The sequence below is a fragment of the Cytobacillus pseudoceanisediminis genome, from assembly GCF_023516215.1.
Lineage (GTDB): Bacteria > Bacillota > Bacilli > Bacillales > Cytobacillaceae > Cytobacillus > Cytobacillus pseudoceanisediminis.
Window position 1 is genome coordinate 4,346,227 of record NZ_CP097349.1, and the last position, 18,763, is coordinate 4,364,989.

Annotated in this window: 19 protein-coding genes and 1 pseudogene; 19 read left to right on the top strand and 1 reads right to left on the bottom strand. The window is 43.2% G+C overall.

Annotated elements, in window-relative coordinates; translation table 11 throughout:
- The first annotated feature begins 5 nt into the window (after positions 1–5).
- The 10 genes from M5V91_RS23395 (at position 6) to hxlA (ending at position 8,754) form a co-directional block, all read left to right on the top strand.
- On the top strand, positions 6–437 hold the full coding sequence (locus tag M5V91_RS23395) for an SIS domain-containing protein (RefSeq protein WP_284521521.1): 432 nt from the start codon (positions 6–8) through the stop codon (positions 435–437).
- A 123-nt stretch (positions 438–560) separates the two neighbouring features.
- Positions 561–1,571 carry an ureidoglycolate dehydrogenase gene (gene allD / locus M5V91_RS23400; RefSeq protein ID WP_251174322.1) on the top strand — a complete coding sequence of 337 codons (1,011 nt, stop codon included), beginning with the start codon at positions 561–563 and terminating at the stop codon, positions 1,569–1,571.
- A 27-nt stretch (positions 1,572–1,598) separates the two neighbouring features.
- Positions 1,599–2,603 carry a TRAP transporter substrate-binding protein gene (locus tag M5V91_RS23405; RefSeq protein ID WP_174751741.1) on the top strand — a complete coding sequence of 335 codons (1,005 nt, stop codon included), beginning with the start codon at positions 1,599–1,601 and terminating at the stop codon, positions 2,601–2,603.
- A gap of 78 nt (positions 2,604–2,681) precedes the next feature.
- Positions 2,682–3,176, top strand: a complete 495-nt coding sequence (locus M5V91_RS23410) for a TRAP transporter small permease (protein ID WP_019380594.1) — start codon at positions 2,682–2,684, stop codon at positions 3,174–3,176.
- Complete coding sequence (locus M5V91_RS23415; RefSeq protein ID WP_009332293.1) at positions 3,173–4,447, top strand: TRAP transporter large permease; 1,275 nt, start codon at positions 3,173–3,175, stop codon at positions 4,445–4,447. The genes M5V91_RS23410 and M5V91_RS23415 overlap by 4 nt, the downstream gene beginning before the upstream one ends.
- 12 nt (positions 4,448–4,459) lie before the next feature.
- Positions 4,460–5,479 carry a zinc-binding alcohol dehydrogenase family protein gene (locus tag M5V91_RS23420; RefSeq protein ID WP_009332292.1) on the top strand — a complete coding sequence of 340 codons (1,020 nt, stop codon included), beginning with the start codon at positions 4,460–4,462 and terminating at the stop codon, positions 5,477–5,479.
- 11 nt (positions 5,480–5,490) lie between these two features.
- Positions 5,491–6,126, top strand: coding sequence for a bifunctional 2-keto-4-hydroxyglutarate aldolase/2-keto-3-deoxy-6-phosphogluconate aldolase (locus M5V91_RS23425; RefSeq protein ID WP_251174321.1), 636 nt, complete (start codon positions 5,491–5,493; stop codon positions 6,124–6,126).
- Positions 6,123–7,184 carry a mannonate dehydratase gene (gene uxuA, locus M5V91_RS23430; protein ID WP_251174320.1) on the top strand — a complete coding sequence of 354 codons (1,062 nt, stop codon included), beginning with the start codon at positions 6,123–6,125 and terminating at the stop codon, positions 7,182–7,184. The genes M5V91_RS23425 and uxuA overlap by 4 nt, the downstream gene beginning before the upstream one ends.
- Before the next feature lie 11 nt (positions 7,185–7,195).
- Positions 7,196–8,035 carry an SDR family oxidoreductase gene (locus M5V91_RS23435; RefSeq protein ID WP_009332289.1) on the top strand — a complete coding sequence of 280 codons (840 nt, stop codon included), beginning with the start codon at positions 7,196–7,198 and terminating at the stop codon, positions 8,033–8,035.
- Between the two features lie 92 nt (positions 8,036–8,127).
- Positions 8,128–8,754: a 3-hexulose-6-phosphate synthase gene (hxlA, locus tag M5V91_RS23440; protein ID WP_009332288.1), complete on the top strand. Its 627-nt coding sequence runs from the start codon at positions 8,128–8,130 to the stop codon at positions 8,752–8,754.
- Between the two features lie 44 nt (positions 8,755–8,798).
- On the opposite strand, the gene M5V91_RS23445 is transcribed toward hxlA, so the two are convergent.
- Positions 8,799–9,320 (bottom strand): DUF2529 domain-containing protein, encoded by a 522-nt coding sequence (locus M5V91_RS23445; protein ID WP_009332287.1) that lies wholly within the window; start codon positions 9,318–9,320, stop codon positions 8,799–8,801.
- A 218-nt stretch (positions 9,321–9,538) separates the two neighbouring features.
- Here M5V91_RS23445 and M5V91_RS23450 point away from each other — a divergent pair, with 218 nt between their 5' ends.
- The 9 genes and pseudogenes from M5V91_RS23450 (at position 9,539) to M5V91_RS23490 (ending at position 18,757) form a co-directional block, all read left to right on the top strand.
- On the top strand, positions 9,539–9,916 hold the full coding sequence (locus tag M5V91_RS23450; protein WP_175502221.1) for a response regulator: 378 nt from the start codon (positions 9,539–9,541) through the stop codon (positions 9,914–9,916).
- Between the two features lie 254 nt (positions 9,917–10,170).
- A pseudogene (locus M5V91_RS23455) lies at positions 10,171–11,027 on the top strand (class II fructose-bisphosphate aldolase).
- A gap of 192 nt (positions 11,028–11,219) precedes the next feature.
- Complete coding sequence (gene fsa / locus M5V91_RS23460; protein WP_009332284.1) at positions 11,220–11,864, top strand: fructose-6-phosphate aldolase; 645 nt, start codon at positions 11,220–11,222, stop codon at positions 11,862–11,864.
- A gap of 531 nt (positions 11,865–12,395) precedes the next feature.
- Complete coding sequence (gene murA, locus M5V91_RS23465; RefSeq protein ID WP_251174318.1) at positions 12,396–13,682, top strand: UDP-N-acetylglucosamine 1-carboxyvinyltransferase; 1,287 nt, start codon at positions 12,396–12,398, stop codon at positions 13,680–13,682.
- A 166-nt stretch (positions 13,683–13,848) separates the two neighbouring features.
- Positions 13,849–14,811: a class II fructose-bisphosphatase gene (gene glpX, locus M5V91_RS23470; protein ID WP_251174317.1), complete on the top strand. Its 963-nt coding sequence runs from the start codon at positions 13,849–13,851 to the stop codon at positions 14,809–14,811.
- Positions 14,812–15,213: 402 nt separating this feature from the next.
- Positions 15,214–16,479, top strand: a complete 1,266-nt coding sequence (rho, locus tag M5V91_RS23475) for a transcription termination factor Rho (protein ID WP_009332281.1) — start codon at positions 15,214–15,216, stop codon at positions 16,477–16,479.
- 330 nt (positions 16,480–16,809) lie between these two features.
- Positions 16,810–17,022, top strand: coding sequence for a 50S ribosomal protein L31 (gene rpmE, locus M5V91_RS23480; RefSeq protein WP_009332279.1), 213 nt, complete (start codon positions 16,810–16,812; stop codon positions 17,020–17,022).
- Between the two features lie 203 nt (positions 17,023–17,225).
- The gene (locus M5V91_RS23485) at positions 17,226–17,846 is read left to right on the top strand and encodes a thymidine kinase (protein WP_009332277.1); all 621 of its coding nucleotides are present in this window, start codon (positions 17,226–17,228) and stop codon (positions 17,844–17,846) included.
- 470 nt (positions 17,847–18,316) lie between these two features.
- Positions 18,317–18,757 carry a putative periplasmic lipoprotein gene (locus M5V91_RS23490; protein WP_251174316.1) on the top strand — a complete coding sequence of 147 codons (441 nt, stop codon included), beginning with the start codon at positions 18,317–18,319 and terminating at the stop codon, positions 18,755–18,757.
- The last annotated feature ends 6 nt before the right edge of the window (positions 18,758–18,763 follow it).

Consider the following 18,763-nt stretch of genomic DNA (forward strand, 5'->3'; position numbering starts at 1 on the left):
GACAAATGGATACGATTCTTACAATTCTTAAAGAAATGAGAGCAGTATGCACACATGTCGATAAGAACGAATACGGCTCTTTCGTAGCACTTTTAAAGAGTGACGCTCGTTTCTTCTTTACTGGGGAAGGCCGTTCAGGCCTAGTGGCAAAGGCGATTGCCATGCGTCTTATGCATAGCGGAAAAACAGTCTATGTTTTGGGAGAAACGACAACACCGGCCATACAGGAGAACGATATACTAATCGTTTTATCTGGCTCAGCCAAAACAGGACAGACCATAAGTTTTTCTGAAAACGCCTTCAAGGCGGGGGCGAAAGTATTTCTGATCACAACTGACAAAGAGGCTATTCACCAGCCATGCTTTACGGGGGAATGCAGATTCCTGCGGCAACAAAATACCGCCTTTCAGGAGAACCAGATACGATTCAGCCTCTAGGGAATCAGTTTGATCAGGCTGCACATCTTATTTTAGATGCAGCAATCATTGATAGTTTATCAGAAAGAAATTCGAACGAAGAAATGGTCAAGAAACATACCAACCTGGAGTAGGGGGATCATTATGTCTACTGTGACAATTCATCATGAAGAAGCCAAGAAGCTAGTAGTTCAGAAATTAACAGATGCTGGCTTGCTGCATGAACATGCAGAAAAAGTTGCGGAAATCCTGGTTCATGCGGATTTAAGAAATGTTAATTCACATGGTGTACTTCGTACTGAACATTATGTGAACCGTTTAAATGCGGGAGGTATCAATCCCGCTGCCGAGATTTCATTCAATAAAACTGGTCCTGTGACAGGGGTAGTCGATGGGGATGACGGATTTGGACACGTCATTGCAGATGAAGCCATGAATCATGCCATCCAGATGGCAAAGGAAAATGGTGTGGGAATGGTCACAGCCATTAACAGCAGCCATTGCGGGGCACTTAGCTATTTTGTTCAAAATGCCGCAGAGGAAAACCTGATTGGAATTGCGATGACACATACCGATAAAATTGTCGTGCCATTTGGAGGCAAAGATGCTTTCCTTGGAACCAATCCGATTGCCTATGGTGTACCGGCAAAAACACAGAAGCCATTCATCCTGGATATGGCAACATCGAATGTAGCTCTGGGGAAAATCCTTCAATATAAAGAAGAAGGAAAAGAAATTCCAAAAGGATGGGGTGTAGACGAGAATGGGGAAACCGTAACAGATCCTTCCAAAGTCGTTTCACTTTCTCCGTTTGGCGGGCCTAAGGGCTATGGACTATCAATGATTGTCGACATCTTCTCGGGTTTGCTTGCAGGTGCAGCTTTTGGGCCGCATGTAGCCAAGATGTATGGAGACCTGGATAAGAAGCGGAAGCTTGGCCATTATTTCTGTGCAATTAATCCAGCATTCTTCACGGATGCAGAAGCATTCCTGGAAAATATGGATCAAATGATGGAGGAAATCCGTCAGGCCCCTCCAGCTCCGGGTTTTAAAAGTGTTCTTGTGCCAGGTGAAATTGAACAAATGAATGAAGAAAGAAACCTTGAAAAAGGGATAACAATTGCTTCAACGGTCCATCAGTTTTTAACAAACTAAACCTATAGAAAAAAGGGGAGAAACATAATGAAATTGAAGTGGTTATCTGGTGTTTTAGCAGCGACATTGATGCTTAGTGCCTGCGGTTCGGGCGGTTCTAATGGGGCAAGCGGCGAGAAGCAAGAGGGAGAAGTAATCAAGTGGAAGTTTGGCCACTTGGCAGATGAGAATCACATTTGGCATAAAACGGCTGAGGAATTTGCAGATCTGGTTAATGAAAAAACAGAAGGGCAAATTGAAATTCAGATATTCCCGAATAACTCTCTTGGCGGAGAAACAGATACAATCAATGCCATTCAGGCGGGTACAGCTGACTTGGTTATTTCTGGTGAAACCATGCAAAACTGGGCACCTAAGGCTGCTTTAATGGCAGTACCGTATGCCTTCCGTGATCTTGACCATGTAAAAACGGTTGTAGAAGGGGAAATCGGTGAAGAAATTGAGAAGGAAATCACTGAAAAAGTTGGCTTGACTCCTTTGTATTATCATACACGTGCTCCACGTAACTTGACTTCAAGTGAGCCAATTGAGTCACCATCTGATTTAAAGGGTTTTTCTATGCGTGTGCCAAATGTTCCATTGTTCCTGAAAGTCTGGGAAGCCGCAGGTGCTAAGCCGCAGGTTATGGACTTCAATGAAGTATTTACTGGCCTCCAGCAAGGAGTTATTAAAGGACAGGAAAATCCGGTTGATTTAATACAGAGCGGCGGGTTGTATGAAGTTCAAAAGTATGTGAATCGTACAGAGCATGTATATTCATGGATTTATATCCTAATTGGCAACAAGCAGTTTGAGGCCTTGAATGATGAACAGAAAAAAGCAGTGACAGAAGCAGCTGCAGAAGCGCAGGCATTTGGAGAAAAACTTTATGATGAAGAAATTTCCAAGATAGAGTCTGAGCTTGAAAGTGAAGGAATGGAGTTTGTTGAAGTTGACCAGGATGCCTTCCGTGAAAAAATGCAGCCTGCGATTAAAGATAGCCTTAAGCCAGAACAGTATGAGCTTTATGAAAAAATTCTAGAGGTAGAATAATAGTCTTATTGGAACAAGTTAAAGGCACCGCTGACTATTTTGCCAGCAGTGCCTTTAATTAAAGGAAGGAATGAAAAAATGAAAATACGAATTTGGCTTGACCGAATATTAGCCTTCTTGACTGTTATAAGTTTTTCCGGGGTTATTATCGTGGTTACCATTCAAATCATGTCGCGCTATCTTCCCTACACAGCAATTTGGACGGAAGAGCTTACGCGCTATTTGTTTATATACTCCATTTGCTTTGGGGCACCGCTAGCTTTGCTTCGAGGCGAGTTTATTAATGTAGATCTGATTCTTACAAAAATGTCACATGCTTTTCGCCGGTATTATGAAATTGGAATTTATTTGCTGATTATATTGTTAAGCGGGGTTCTCGTTAAAGAAGGATGGTTCTTTACACAGCTAGGGGAAAATCAGACTTCAGCCACAATGCCTTTTCAAATGTCGGTAATCCACGCTGCAATATTTATCATGAGTGCATTTTTATTATTGTATTCAATTGTCAAAATCATTAGGCTAATCCGAAATGAAGAAGATTTTAATTCACAAATGGGTGGTGGGGAGCTATGATGGCAGCCATTTTGTTTTTCTCGTTCATAATCCTGATATTCCTAGGCGTGCCAGTAGCATTCAGCCTTGGCCTATCTTCACTTTTTTATTTAATACTGGCTGATATCCCGTTAAGCATCATTCCGCAAAAAATGTTTGGAGGGCTAAACTCCTTTGTTTTGCTCTGTATCCCCGGGTTTATTCTGGCAGGAAACTTAATGAATGCTGGCGGTATTACAGATCGCATCATTCAGTTTGCAAATAATTGCTTCGGCCATATCCGAGGGGGACTTGGCTTAGCGAATGTAGGATCATCGATGGGGTTTGCAGGTATTTCAGGTACAGCTTTGGCAGACACAGCCAGTATAGGAGCTATTCTTATTCCTGCTATGAAAAAAGAAGGGTACGGAGCAGGTTTTTCTGCAGCTGTAACGGCATCTTCATCAACAGTTGGCCCGATTATTCCTCCGTCTCTTCCGATGATTATTGTCGGGACACTTGCATCAGTATCTATTGGCGATCTGTTTTTGGCTGGTGCCCTGCCAGGGTTATTACTTGGCCTGGGATTAATGATTCCAACCTATATTATTTCTGTTAAAAGAAATTATCCAAAAGGGGAAAGAAAGTCACTAAAGGAAATATGGAAAAGCTTCACTGGGGCGTTCTGGGCACTATTTATGACAGTTATCATTATGTATGGAATTCTCGGAGGCTACTTCACACCGACTGAAGCGTCTGTCATTGCAGTATTGTATGCCTTTGTTATTGGAATCTTCGTTTATAAAGAGCTTCCCATTAAAAAAATTCCGGAAATTATGCTTTCTTCCATGACAGGTACGGCTTCTATCATGCTTCTCGTAGGTTTTGCAAACCTTTTTGGCTGGATTATGGTAAGTGAGCAGATTCCACAAATGGTTGCAGATGCAATTCTCGGAATCTCGTCAAACCCAATTGTCGTTATTTTATTGATTAACTTGCTGTTATTGTTTGTTGGAACGTTCATGGAGACGATTGCGGCTCTAGTCATTCTGTTCCCGGTGTTATTACCGGTAGCTGCTTCCATTGGTATGGATCCGGTTCAATTTGGGGTCATGATGGTATTAAACCTTGTTATTGGCCTAGTAACGCCTCCTGTTGGTGTTTGTCTATTTGTAGCATCACAAATCGGCAAGATCTCAATTGGAAAAACAGCAAAAGAATTACTGCCATTCTTAGGAGTCAGTCTGGCTGTCTTAATGCTTGTGGCTTTTGTGCCGCAAATCTCACTGTTTCTTCCAAGTTTATTTGAATAGGGGGTAGTAATAATGAAAGCAGTACAAATTCCAAGTGCAATGGAAATGGAAGTCATTGATATAGAAAAACCAGTTATCCGCAATCCTGATGAGGTTCTAGTAAAAGTTAAAAGAGTTGGAATATGCGGGTCTGATATGCATATTTACCATGGGACAAATCCACTTGCAACCTACCCAAGAATTGTTGGCCATGAAGTGGCAGGAGAAGTCGTTGAAGTCGGGTCAAATGTTTCAGGAATGAAACCAGGTGACCATGTTGTAGTGGAGCCAATCCGCTATTGCGGAGAGTGCTACGCATGCCGAAAAGGACGCCCGAATGTATGTCAGTCTTTATCTGTTTTTGGTGTTCATGAAGATGGAGGGTTGCGGGAATTCTTTGTACTGCCTGAAAATCAGCTTCATGTTGTGAATTCATCATTAGAATGGGATGAAATTGTATTGGCTGAACCCTACACCATTGGAGCTCAGGCTGTATGGCGCGGGGCCGTTGGAGAAGGAGATACTGTATTCATCCAGGGAAGCGGCCCGATAGGCATATGCATTTTAAAAATGGCGAAGCTGCAGGGTGCAAGGGTTATTATCAGTGATTTGAAGCAGGAACGACTAGCATTTGCCAAGGAAAATGGGGCAGATGAAATCATTAATGCATCGGAAGAGTCTGTAGAAGATCGGGTATTGGAATTGACAGATGGTGAAGGACCAAATGTAGTGATTGATGCAGTATGTCTGCCTTCTACCTTTGAGCTTGGCGTAAATCTTGTATCACCTGCCGGCACGGTAGTTGTTCTGGGGTTTGATGAACGGCCATCCTCTATTCCGCAATTGCCAATAACGAAAAAAGAAGTAACTATTGTCGGTTCGCGGCTCCAGACAAACCAATTTGAAAAGGTTGTATCTCTGCTGAATGTAGAAAAACTTCAATCAAACGGTTTTATTACCCACCATTTTCCGATAAGTGAAGTGCAGGAAGCATTCCGATATGTAGAGAAGAATCCTGACCAGGTTCGAAAAGCAGTTATTGTTTTCGATTAAGGGGAGATTAGATGAACTTAAAAATAGAGAAACTTAATCAGCTGGTAGAATCAAAAGTGGTTGCAGTTGTGCGAGGAAAAACACCTGAAGCAGCGATTAGTATTTCTGAAGCAGCTATTGAAGGCGGATTTCGTGCTATTGAAGTGACTTATACTACACCTGCAGCGGAAAAAGTGTTTGAGGCTTTAAGAGGTTCAGACGGTGTAATCGGTGCTGGGACAGTTCTGGATTCGGAAACAGCCCGACATGCCATTTTAAATGGGGCGGAATTTGTTGTGAGTCCGCATTTTGATAAGAATATAGCCTTGATTTGCAATCGCTACAGCATTCCATACCTTCCTGGATGCATGACCATAACTGAAATCATGACAGCACTCGAATATGGCTGCGACATTGTAAAGCTGTTTCCGGCCAATCGTTTTGATCCATCATTTATAGGTGCAGTCAATGGTCCCCTGCCCCAGGTGCGAATCATGCCCACTGGCGGGGTGAATTTAGATAATGTAGGTGCGTGGCTTGAAGCTGGCGCTGTCGCAGCCGGAATTGGAAGTGACTTAAACAAGGCATACAAAGCTGGCGGTAAAGAATCAGTAAAAGCACTTTGTGAAAAATATGTCGAAGCTATAAATGGAGGCACCGAAAAATGAATATGACCTTTCGCTGGTATGGCAGGGATAATGATACTGTAACCCTTGAGCAAGTAAAACAGATTCCCAATGTGAAAGGAATCGTTTGGGCCCTTCACAGAAAACCTGTCGGGGAAGTCTGGGAGACAGACGAGATCAAATCTGAAGTTGAGTATATAAAGTCCTTTGGGTTTCATGCAGATGTAGTGGAAAGTGTTAATATACATGAATCTATTAAGTTGGGAAACAATGAAAGGGATTTATTTATAGAAAATTATAAAAAAACCATTCGGAACCTGGGTGAATTTGGGGTTAAAGTTATTTGTTATAACTTCATGCCTGTCTTTGATTGGACACGAACTGACTTATACCGCTCACTTCCAGATGGCTCAACGGCATTATTTTATGAAAAGAACAAAGTGGAAGAACTGGATCCGCAAGATTTAATCAAAACGGTTTCCGAGGCTTCTGATCTGACTCTGCCTGGCTGGGAGCCAGAGAAAATGTCACGGATTCAAGAGCTATTTGCAGCGTATCAGCATGTAAGTGCAGAGGACTTATGGGAAAACCTGAGCTATTTCTTACAGGAAATTTTGCCAGTGGCAGAAGAAGCAGGCATCAAGATGGCTATCCACCCGGATGATCCGCCATGGTCTATTTTTGGCCTGCCGCGAATCATGACGGGAGATGAAAGTCTGCAGAAGCTCCTTTCTATCTCTGATTCACCTTCCAACGGCATTACTTTTTGCACGGGATCGCTAGGGGCCAACCCGCAAAACGATATGGTTGAACTCGCAAGAAAATTTGCCGAAAGGTCACCATTTGCACATATCCGAAATGTAAAGATTTTCGAGAACGGTGATTTTATTGAAACTTCTCATTTAACAGCAGATGGTTCCATCAATATTAAAGGGGTCGTCAAGGAGTTATCTGAGATTCAATATGAGGGGTACGTGCGTCCTGACCACGGCAGGCATCTTTGGGGTGAAGAATGCAGACCAGGTTACGGATTATATGACCGGGCTCTTGGAATCATGTATCTTCACGGATTATGGGATGCCTATCAATCTGAGAAATAAGGAGAATGCTAATGTTTCCAATACACGGAAATTTAAATGGAAAAACAGCTGTAATTACGGGCGGAAGCGGCGTGCTATGCTCGGAAATGGCCAGGGAGCTCGCAAGACATGGGGTGAAAGTGGCCATTCTTAATCGTACGGCAGAAAAGGGAGCTGCAGTATCAGCCGAAATTGAGAAAGCAGGGGGGACAGCGATTGCTGTTGCAGCAGACGTCTTAGATCGTGAATCCCTGGAAAAGGCAAGGGAAGAAGTGATCAGCCACTTTGGCAGGGTGGATATATTAATTAACGGTGCAGGCGGGAATCACCCGGATGCCATTACTTCTGTAGAAACCCATAATGTGGAGCCTTCTTCTGAAAAGTCCTTCTTTGATATGGATGAGAGAGGCTTCTCCCAAGTATTTGCCAGCAACTTTACCGGAACTTTTTTAGCCAGCCAGGTTTTTGGCAAAGAACTGTTAAAGCAGGAATCGCCTATCATTATTAATATCTCATCAATGAGTTCCTACTCACCAATGACAAAAGTGCCTGCCTATAGTGCAGCCAAATCAGCCATTAACAATTTTACAATGTGGATGGCTGTACATTTCGCAGAAACAGGTTTGCGGGTAAATGCAATTGCACCGGGCTTTTTCTTAACAACTCAGAACCGCAATTTATTATTGAATCAAGATGGTTCCCATACGGCCAGGTCAGAGAAAATTATTGCTCATACACCAATGAAAAGGTTTGGCCAGCCGAAGGATTTGCTTGGTGTACTGCTGTGGCTGGCTGACGAAGAATACTCGGGTTTTGTAACAGGTGTTACAGTACCAGTTGACGGCGGATTTATGGCATACTCAGGAGTTTAATATGAAAAATAGGGCCACAGGAAGTATTCCTGTGGTTTTTGTTTCAGGCTTCTTCCTTTTTAAAATACAATTCTAAACGAAGGAGAATAGAAGTGAAAATTCAGCTTGCACTTGACCGTTTAACCGAGCAGGAATGTTTCCGTATTGCAGATGAAACTTGTGAAAATATAGATTGGATTGAGATCGGAACGGGCGTGATTAAAGAATATGGTATGAAGATAATTCGGGAAATGAAGGCTGCTTATCCAGATAAAACAATTGTGGCGGATATGAAAACTTGTGACGCAGGAAAATATGAAGCAGAACAGGCCTTTAGAGCAGGGGCGGACATTATGACTGTGATGGGCTTTTCACATGACAGCACGATAAAACAGGCATTAGAGATTGCAAATACCGCCAATAGAAGAATTATGATTGATTTGCTGGGAGTTCAGGACGCAGAAAGAGTAAAGAGCCTATATGATTTAGGGGCGGACTTATTTTGTCTCCATATAGGAAAGGATATGCAGAAAGAGGGGGCTATAGCAGATCCCGATTTATTTAGCCTGGTAAAAGGGTTAAATGACATAGAGGTTGCTATTGCAGGCGGGATTTCAGAAAAAACAATCGGAGAATTGAAGGACAGTATTGCCGATGTAGTCATTGTTGGAAGTGCCATTACAGGGAATCAAGCCCCAAAAGAAGCTAGCTCGGCAATAAAAAACAACCTACAAAAATGACAGCAGAATCAGCCCTCGAAGTGGGTGCTGATTCTGCTCATCTATTATTCATACTCCGCCAAAATCTCTTCAATCGTAAACTTAATTCCATAATAAACAAATAAAGCAGCCATGGAAGCCGGATAGCCGAAGCGGTTTCCTTCTTCATCAGGCAGAAGCCCTTTAGCAAGCTTTAAATCAATATGGACATCAGCCAAATCAGCGAGATTTTCACTGCTTTCGGTTTTGATGGTGCTCACTGCCACAAAGGGAATTCCTTTTTCGGACAAAGATTTTGCCAGAGCGGCTGCGTCTTCATCATCTGAATGTCTTGAGAAGATGATTACTCTGTCTGTTTCTGAGACTTCCTCATCACTTTTCAAAATCGCTGCATCTCTAAGCGGTTCCTGGCTTTGAACGGCTTCATAGCCGATTGCAGCCATTTCTTTTGTACCATAAATATATATTTTCCCATCACCGGCGGCAGCCTGAGCCAATAAGCGTGCACTGTCCTCGATGGAAAACTCTTCCTTTTCCTGAAGTCTTTTAAACAAGCCTGTCAGCTGGGTAGAAAACATCTTTAGCAAATTATTTCACTCCTTCGGTCACTGCACTTAGAGGTTCTATTATAGTGAAAAGGAAGGGAAAGGTAAAATATTCACATTTGAAATTGCAAATACCAGCAGGAATAATCATGTTTCACAGAGAATTTAGCTGTAGGAGAATGTATAGTTAAGTGACCTGCAGTCATAATTCAGTATTGGTTTTAAACCTAAGTGCTTTTAATACGACAGGAAGAGGTGGCTTGATGAAAGGGAAAATATTAATTGTAGATGATCAGTTCGGAATCCGTATTTTGCTTAATGAGGTACTACAGAAAGAAGGGTACGACACATACCAGGCTGCCAATGGAGTCCAGGCTCTCGACATTGTTTCCAAGCATTCGCCTGATCTTGTTCTTCTCGACATGAAAATACCGGGAATGGACGGGATTGAAATTTTAAAAAGAATGAGAGTGGTGGATAAAGATATCCGTGTCATTATCATGACTGCATATGGTGAACTCGATATGATTCAGGAGGCCAAGGATTTGGGAGCTCTTACTCATTTTGCGAAGCCATTCGATATTGATGACATCAGGGCAGCGGTAAAGAAATATTTGCCTGTGCCTAACTCGAAATAATCCAAAATTAACCGTTTTTAACCTGAAATTCCATCGCTATAAAAATGATAGCGTTTGCTTTATGACAATTAACAAAAACGCTCTGGAATAATGGCTTTTCTAAGTCCTTTTTGGTATGATAACAGATGAATTCCAAAGGATCGTCTTCGTTTAGCGGACTATTTTAAGGGTACATATTCGATAGTGTTAAGGGGAAAACTTTAACAGTATTTAGTCTGACGAACTTAAACGATTATCAATAAGGAGGAAGAAAAATGCCTTTAGTTTCTATGACTGAAATGCTTAATAAAGCAAAATCAGAAGGCTATGCAGTAGGTCAATTTAACTTAAACAACCTTGAGTTTACTCAAGCTATCCTGCAGGCGGCAGAAGAAGAAAAATCACCTGTTATCCTTGGTGTTTCCGAAGGTGCTGCACGATACATGGGCGGTTTCAAAACGGTTGTAAAGATGGTTGAAGGACTGCTGGAAGATTACAAAATTTCCGTTCCAGTGGCTATCCACTTAGACCACGGTTCAAGTTTTGATAAATGTAAAGAAGCAATTGATGCAGGATTCACATCCGTTATGATTGATGCTTCACATGATCCATTTGAACAAAACGTTGAGACTACTTCAAAAGTAGTTGAATATGCACATTCAAAAGGCGTTTCAGTAGAAGCGGAGTTAGGAACTGTCGGCGGACAGGAAGACGATGTTGTTGCTGATGGCGTTATTTATGCTGATGCTAAAGAATGTGAAGAACTGGTAAAACGCACAGGCATCGACTGCCTTGCTCCTGCACTAGGTTCTGTTCATGGCCCATATAAAGGTGAGCCAAATCTTGGCTTTGCTGAAATGGAAGAGATCGGAAGCCTTACTGGTGTTCCTTTAGTTCTTCATGGCGGAACTGGAATCCCAACAAAGGATATCCAAAAGTCTATCTCTTTAGGAACTGCAAAAATCAATGTAAACACTGAAAACCAAATTGCTTCTGCAAACGCGTTCGCGAAGTATTGGCAGCAGACACAGAAGTATACGATCCACGCAAATACTTAGGACCAGCACGCGAAGCGATTAAAGAAACTGTAATCGGCAAAATGCGCGAGTTCGGTTCTTCAAACAAAGCATAATAAATATCATTGGATAAGAAACCGCTTCTAGTTTTAGGGGCGGTTTCCCTGTATTTTATCTGGCGGTTCGCTGAGTGCCAGCTGGGGATTTCTGCTTCCAAATGTAAGGCTTTACAGAATCACAACTTTATTTAATAATACATAGATATCCGCAACAAAAATTATCAAAATATTAAACAAGGTGGGATTATTATGAAGTTTTTCATCGATACAGCAAACATGGACGAAATTAAAGAAGCATATGCCCTTGGAGTAGTAGCAGGGGTAACAACCAATCCATCATTGGTGGCAAAGGAAAAGAATGTATCCTTCCCTGACCGTCTTCGCGAAATCACGGATTTGGTGCCAGGCTCAGTAAGCGCCGAGGTCATCGCCCTTGATGCTGAAGGCATGATTAAAGAAGGAAGAGAGCTGGCAGCGATTGCACCAAACATCACAATCAAGGTGCCAATGACACCCGATGGCCTAAAAGCAGTAAGTGCTTTCTCGAAAGAAGGCATTAAAACAAATGTAACGTTAATTTTCAGTGCAAACCAGGCGCTGCTTGCTGCAAGAGCAGGTGCTACATACGTTTCTCCATTCCTTGGACGTTTGGACGATATTGGCCATAACGGTCTGGATCTCATTTCCACAATCGCAGAAATCTTTGCGATTCATGACATTGATACAGAAATCATTGCCGCTTCCATCAGACATCCTCAGCACGTGACGGATGCAGCATTAAGAGGAGCTCATATTGCGACAGTTCCTTATAAAGTCATCCAGCAATTATTCAACCATCCTCTGACAGATAAGGGAATCGAAGCATTCCTGGCAGACTGGAACTCAAGAGGATAATGGAATCTGCGAAAAAATAACTTTAGGATACTGGCTTTGCTTATTTAATACTTTGAGAGCTGTCTAGCGCAAGCAGCCTACCCCTCGAGGTGTCGGGGGTGGGCAAGGCGCCTGCGCTTTTCTTGAGCAAAGCCTGCCCCATCATTTGTACCCCGGATTTTAGTGCTTCTCTCTTAATTTTAACTTTTTTTGAATACAATACATGAGATTTGATTTTTCGTGTAAACTATAGGATAAAGATAATGTCGGAATCTGTAAAAAACGAATGGAAAATTGTTCCATGTTCATCTTGCGATGTTGCAAAATGCAGATACATGATAATATGAAAGTGCATATTTTCCCAAAGACTATTTTTCCGATATTAAAAATAGACAGGCCTATTTGGTTTCTTATAGAATCTGGGGCTATTTTCTGGCGGAATTGGTTAGAAAAGTAGTGTGTAGCTTTTGCTGTAAGGGCTATCAATTTTTATAATATTGAAGTCAAATGTCAGCATGAGTGTTTTAACAACGGCTTAGAAGGGAGTTACAAATGGAAAAGCTAATGATTGCAGGCGGATATCCATTAAAAGGAACAGTCCGGATCAGCGGAGCGAAGAATAGTGCTGTAGCATTGATTCCAGCTACCATTTTAGCGGAATCCCCTGTGACAATTGAAGGTTTGCCGGATATTTCGGATGTACAAATTCTAAAAGATTTGCTTGAAGAAATAGGGGGCACTGTCGAATTCTCTGAAAATGATATGACAGTGGATCCCTCTTCCATGATTTCCATGCCTTTGCCGAACGGAAAAGTGAAAAAATTACGCGCTTCCTATTATTTAATGGGAGCGATGCTCGGCCGATTTAAAAAAGCGGTTATTGGACTTCCTGGCGGATGTCATCTCGGACCAAGGCCGATTGACCAGCATATCAAAGGTTTTGAAGCTCTTGGCGCGCGTGTGACCAATGAGCAGGGAGCCATTTACCTTCGTGCCGATGAGCTTCGCGGAGCCCGTATTTATCTCGATGTTGTCAGCGTTGGGGCAACCATCAATATCATGCTTGCTGCTGTCAGGGCAAAAGGCAGAACAATAATTGAAAATGCTGCAAAAGAGCCTGAAATCATTGATGTTGCTACGCTTTTAACCAATATGGGGGCGAAAATCAAGGGTGCCGGCACAGATGTGATCCGCATCGATGGCGTAGACCAGCTGCATGGCTGCCAGCATACGATTATCCCAGACCGGATTGAAGCGGGGACCTATATGATTGTTGGTGCAGCGGCTGGAGAAGGTGTGCTGATTGACAATGTCATCCCCCATCACCTTGAGTCCCTAATAGCAAAGCTGCGCGAAATGGGCGTTCAGGTTGAAACGAACGACGATCAGGTATTTGTTGGGCCAGCTGAAAAAATGAAAGCAGTGGATATTAAAACGCTTGTTTATCCTGGATTCCCAACAGACCTTCAGCAGCCGCTGACTTCTCTGTTAACTGGTGCAGTAGGGACAAGCATGGTTACGGATACCATTTATAGTGCCCGTTTCAAGCATATTGATGAGCTGCGCAGGATGAATGCCAACATTAAAGTTGAAGGACGCTCGGCAATCATCAATGGGCCAATTCAGCTTCAGGGTGCTAAAGTTAAGGCGAGTGATTTGCGCGCAGGCGCAGCACTGGTAATTGCCGGCTTGATGGCTGAGGGAGTTACCGAAGTCACTGGTTTAGAGCATATCGACAGAGGCTATAGCCACCTTGTTGAAAAGCTGAATGGACTCGGTGCCACAATCTGGCGCGAAGAAATGAGCAAAGACGAAATGGAACAAATGAAGAACGCATAATAGAGAAACATCTTGTGATATTGACAGCTGACTGATTTACTTGGGCCAAAGCCTAAGTGACATCAGCAGACAAATATAAATTAAGGCGGGCTTTTGCGGTGCCGGCGGTAATAGCCGGTCTGCATTCGCCATGCTGCCAGCCTTAGAATCTGGGGAGGAAGAATCGATGGAAAGAAGTTTGTCAATGGAATTAGTTCGCGTAACAGAAGGTGCCGCTTTAGCATCAGCACGCTGGATGGGCCGCGGATTAAAAGATGAAGCGGATGATGCTGCTACTTCTGCAATGAGAGATGTATTCGATACTGTGCCAATGAAGGGAACAGTTGTTATCGGAGAGGGCGAAATGGATGAAGCGCCAATGCTTTATATCGGGGAAAAGCTTGGAACAGGCTATGGTCCGCGTGTAGATGTTGCTGTCGATCCGCTCGAAGGCACCAACATCGTAGCATCTGGAGGCTGGAATGCATTAGCTGTTCTTGCGGTAGCTGACCACGGAAACCTTCTGCATGCTCCGGATATGTACATGGACAAAATTGCAGTCGGTCCTGAAGCGGTTGGACAAATTGATATTAACGCTTCTATTTTGGATAATTTGAAAGCGGTCGCAAGAGCAAAAAACAAAGATATCCAGGATGTTGTGGCTACAGTGCTTAACCGTGAGCGCCATGAGCACATCATCAGCCAGCTTCGTGAAGCTGGTGCCAGAATTAAATTGATCAATGATGGGGACGTGGCTGGAGCCATTAATACCGCATTTGATGAGACTGGCGTTGATATTCTTTTCGGATCTGGTGGAGCACCTGAAGGCGTATTGGCAGCTGTTGCCCTTAAGTGCCTTGGCGGAGAAATTCAAGGAAAACTTCTTCCGCAAAATGACGCAGAGGCTGAGCGCTGCTTGAAGATGGGCCTCGATATTAATAAAGTCCTTCTTATGGAAGACCTGGTAAAAGGCGATGATGCCATTTTTGCTGCAACAGGTGTAACAGACGGAGAGCTTCTGAAAGGCGTACAATTTAAAGGTTCGTATGGTTCGACCCATTCGCTTGTCATGCGTGCCAAATCAGGTACGGTCCGCTTTGTCGAAGGACGCCATAGTCTAAAGAAAAAGCCAAATCTTGTTATTAAATAATTTTCATAAAAGATAGATAAGAAAATGAGAGCTGGCCATCTGCGCCAGCCTGCTCATTTTCATTTCCTTCCTGCTATATTTTCCATCTCAAATTTAGTTATTGATTAATTTTCATATTAAGGGGTAAAATAGAGATTGTTTTTTAAATTGGCTCCAGCGCTTCCCCCGAGGGTCAGGCAAGGCGCTTACGCATTTCGGAGAAGAGGATGCCTCCAATATCAACTAAAAAACGGACAATAAACCGTTCCATTCCTCGAAACCTTTAATTAAGAACATAATGATAGATTCTTCAGCTATTTTCAGTGCCTCAAGTATCTTTCCCTTTCCTTTCATATAAAGTCCATTATTTGTACAGCTGCATATGGAGGAAATGATTGAAAATTTCAAAAGTGTGGTGTAAAAATGGGTTTAAACATTTCAAGTTTAGAAAATATGAAGCTGAAAGAGCTTTATGAACTTGCCCGTGAATATAAAGTTTCTTATTACAGCAAGTTATCGAAAAAAGAATTGATTTTTGCCATCCTGAAAGCAAGAGCAGAGCAGGAAGGCTACTTTTTCATGGAAGGTGTCCTGGAGATCATTCAGTCAGAAGGATTCGGCTTCCTTCGTCCAATCAATTATTCACCAAGCTCTGAGGATATTTATATTTCCGCTTCCCAGATTCGCCGTTTCGACTTGAGAAACGGAGATAAGGTTTCAGGAAAAGTCCGTCCTCCAAAAGAAAATGAGCGTTATTTCGGCCTTTTGCAAGTTGAAGCCGTAAATGGCGATGATCCGGAATCAGCAAAAGAGCGTGTTCACTTCCCTGGTCTGACTCCTTTATATCCAAACCGCCATATGAAACTGGAAACAGGTACAAGACAGCTGTCTACAAGAATTATGGACCTGCTTGCACCGGTTGGATTCGGGCAGCGCGGTCTGATTGTCGCGCCGCCAAAAGCAGGTAAGACCATGCTGTTAAAAGAAATTGCCAATAGCATTACAACCAACCACCCGGAAGCGGAACTGATTGTTTTATTAATTGACGAGCGCCCGGAAGAGGTAACAGACATCGAGCGTTCAGTTGCAGGCGATGTGGTCAGCTCTACATTTGATGAAGTGCCTGAAAACCATATTAAAGTGGCCGAGCTCGTTCTTGAACGCGCTATGCGCCTGGTTGAGCACAAGCGTGATGTTGTTATTTTGATGGACAGCATTACAAGACTGGCAAGAGCGTATAACCTGGTTATTCCTCCAAGCGGAAGAACACTTTCCGGCGGTATTGACCCGGCTGCATTCCACCGTCCGAAGCGTTTCTTCGGTGCAGCGCGTAACATTGAAGAGGGCGGAAGCTTGACGATTTTGGCAACTGCACTCGTTGACACGGGTTCACGCATGGATGACGTTATTTACGAAGAATTTAAGGGGACAGGCAATATGGAGCTGCACCTTGACCGCTCCTTGGCTGAAAGAAGAATCTTCCCGGCCATCGACATCCGCCGATCCGGAACGCGCAAAGAAGAACTTCTTATACAGAAAGATCATCTGGACAAGCTGTGGGCAATCCGCAAATCCATGTCCGATTCACCGGATTTTGCTGAAAAACTGCTTCGCAAGCTAAGACAGACAAAATCGAACGAAGAGTTTTTTGCTAACTTGGCAGAAGAAATGAAGGCTAAGCGTTCTTAATAACCTTGAATGCTCATGTAGCTATTTAGAAACGCTGTTTATGTTAAGTTTGTTTTCTGCAGTAATCTAAATTATTCTACTGAGTTGGTTGGAGCGAAGGCCCCGGTTCCTTACCGCGGAAAGCAAGTGCCCGCAGCGGAAATCAGCGGACGCCTTTAATAAGCAAAAACAGCATTCTGGAAATTCCAGGATGCGGAATTCGCATATTGCAAAATATACATGGACTTGTTATAATGATGACAGTGTGTTTTTGAAGTTTACGGCAATTCATGATTGCCCGTAATATATAACTCTGTTTCGAATGATTCAGGGCGGAAGGAGATGAAAAGAATGAAATCAGGAATTCATCCTAACTATAAAAAAGCAATGGTGAAATGTGCTTGCGGTAACGAGTTCGAAACCGGTTCTGTTCAAGAAGAGATCCGCGTTGAAACTTGCTCTGAGTGCCACCCATTCTATACTGGACGTCAAAAATTCGCTGAAGCTGGCGGACGTGTTGACCGTTTCAATAAGAAATACGGCATTAAGTCAGAACAAAAATAATAAACAACAAAAACAGGCAAGTTAACTATCTTGCCTGTTTTTTATTGCGAAATAAGCCTTATTGGATATGAAGAACTGTTTTGAGTGGACTTTTTTGCCTTGAAAAAAGCCGAGTATAATACAAATTACAGCTCGACCCTTTCTTCATAAATTAATGATAACAAGCCATTCTATTAGTTAGAACGAGGAAGGAGAGGCCGTTCATGTACGTTATGAATCATCACGGATGGGTGGAAGTCATTTGCGGCAGCATGTTCTCCGGCAAATCAGAAGAACTGATTCGCCGTGTGCGCAGAGCTCAGTTCGCCAAACAGCAAATCGCTGTATTTAAGCCGCAGATCGATAACCGATACAGTGATGAAGCTGTCGTTTCACATAATGGAACTTCGGTCATAGCTAGACCCATTTCCCAGTCTACCGATATTTTTAAATACATTACAGCTGACATTGACTTGATTGCGATTGATGAAGTGCAATTTTTTGATGATGAAATTGTAAAAGTCATTCAGCACCTGGCTGACAGCGGACATCGTGTCATCGCTGCCGGGCTTGACCAGGACTTCCGCGGGGAGCCGTTTGGCCAAATGCCTGCCATCATGTCGATAGCAGAATTGGTTACAAAGCTTCAAGCCGTCTGTGCCGTTTGCGGTTCACCTGCAAGCCGTACACAGCGCCTGATCAATGGAAAGCCAGCTTCATATGATGACCCGGTTATTTTGGTCGGCGCATCAGAAGCATATGAACCGCGCTGCCGCCATCACCATGAAGTTCCCAAGTCGCCAAATGTTCTAGACAAACATAAAACAACCGAGTTTTTATCATAATTTTATACTAAACGATCTCTCTGCCCTGGCATGTTCCGGGCAGTTTTTTTGTTTGCGGGGTTTTTTATGGTGCAGGAAAAGGAAAACGGAAGGCGAAATTAAAAATTTCGTCATGAGCGGCTCATAAAAATGAAAACGAAGCGAGAAAAGGTCGGCATGACCGCCTCATGAAGCCGAAAAACAGAAGGTAAGCCGGGAAAAGGGCGCCATGACCGCTCCATGAAGCCGAAAAACAGAAGGGAAGCCGGAAAAAGGTCGCCATGAAGGCTTCATGAAGCCCAAAAACCAAAAGGAAGCTGCGAAAAGGTCGGCATGACCGCCTCATGAAGCCGAAAAACGAAAGGGCAGCCGAAAAAGCCGCCATGAACGTTCAAGCCGCTAACTCAAATCCTTCACTACCCCAGCTCTGCCTTATATTGGACTGCACATTCCTCCTAATAGCGGACATGCTATAAAAAGGAGGTGCAGTAATGAAAAAACTTAGTGTTTTCCTTTTGATGCTCGCCTTTATGGCTGGCTGTGCCAACAATCAGGCAACTGAGAGTGAGTATGACCATGAGACCCAGGATGGAGTTTCATTTATAAATAATGATCTGGACCGTACAGAGGACAATGATACATTGGACAGGACGATGAGCGGAGAGCAGAACCCAAACTTTATCAATTTTGACGGCAAACGTCTGGATAATCAGGATGATATCGACCAGGCCCGCAAGGTCGTTGCTGCTCACGAGGGGTATCGCCCGGGAGCTGTTTGGGTAAATGGAGAGGATATGTGGGTGACTGCATATCGACAAGGCAATATGACCCACCAGGAAAAGATTAATTCACAGGCTCGATTGCACAAAGATCTCATTAAAGCTCTTCCGACTTATCACATTGAAGTAAAGGTTCAGGAAGACCGCACATAAAAAAGG

Coding starts and splice junctions, on each gene's coding strand:
- M5V91_RS23395 (WP_284521521.1), top strand. CDS start 6: ATGGATACGATTCTTACAATTCTTAAAGAAATGAGAGCAGTATGCACA.
- allD (WP_251174322.1), top strand. CDS start 561: ATGTCTACTGTGACAATTCATCATGAAGAAGCCAAGAAGCTAGTAGTT.
- M5V91_RS23405 (WP_174751741.1), top strand. CDS start 1,599: ATGAAATTGAAGTGGTTATCTGGTGTTTTAGCAGCGACATTGATGCTT.
- M5V91_RS23410 (WP_019380594.1), top strand. CDS start 2,682: ATGAAAATACGAATTTGGCTTGACCGAATATTAGCCTTCTTGACTGTT.
- M5V91_RS23415 (WP_009332293.1), top strand. CDS start 3,173: ATGATGGCAGCCATTTTGTTTTTCTCGTTCATAATCCTGATATTCCTA.
- M5V91_RS23420 (WP_009332292.1), top strand. CDS start 4,460: ATGAAAGCAGTACAAATTCCAAGTGCAATGGAAATGGAAGTCATTGAT.
- M5V91_RS23425 (WP_251174321.1), top strand. CDS start 5,491: ATGAACTTAAAAATAGAGAAACTTAATCAGCTGGTAGAATCAAAAGTG.
- uxuA (WP_251174320.1), top strand. CDS start 6,123: ATGAATATGACCTTTCGCTGGTATGGCAGGGATAATGATACTGTAACC.
- M5V91_RS23435 (WP_009332289.1), top strand. CDS start 7,196: ATGTTTCCAATACACGGAAATTTAAATGGAAAAACAGCTGTAATTACG.
- fsa (WP_009332284.1), top strand. CDS start 11,220: ATGAAGTTTTTCATCGATACAGCAAACATGGACGAAATTAAAGAAGCA.
- murA (WP_251174318.1), top strand. CDS start 12,396: ATGGAAAAGCTAATGATTGCAGGCGGATATCCATTAAAAGGAACAGTC.
- glpX (WP_251174317.1), top strand. CDS start 13,849: ATGGAAAGAAGTTTGTCAATGGAATTAGTTCGCGTAACAGAAGGTGCC.
- rho (WP_009332281.1), top strand. CDS start 15,214: ATGGGTTTAAACATTTCAAGTTTAGAAAATATGAAGCTGAAAGAGCTT.
- rpmE (WP_009332279.1), top strand. CDS start 16,810: ATGAAATCAGGAATTCATCCTAACTATAAAAAAGCAATGGTGAAATGT.
- M5V91_RS23485 (WP_009332277.1), top strand. CDS start 17,226: ATGTACGTTATGAATCATCACGGATGGGTGGAAGTCATTTGCGGCAGC.
- M5V91_RS23490 (WP_251174316.1), top strand. CDS start 18,317: ATGAAAAAACTTAGTGTTTTCCTTTTGATGCTCGCCTTTATGGCTGGC.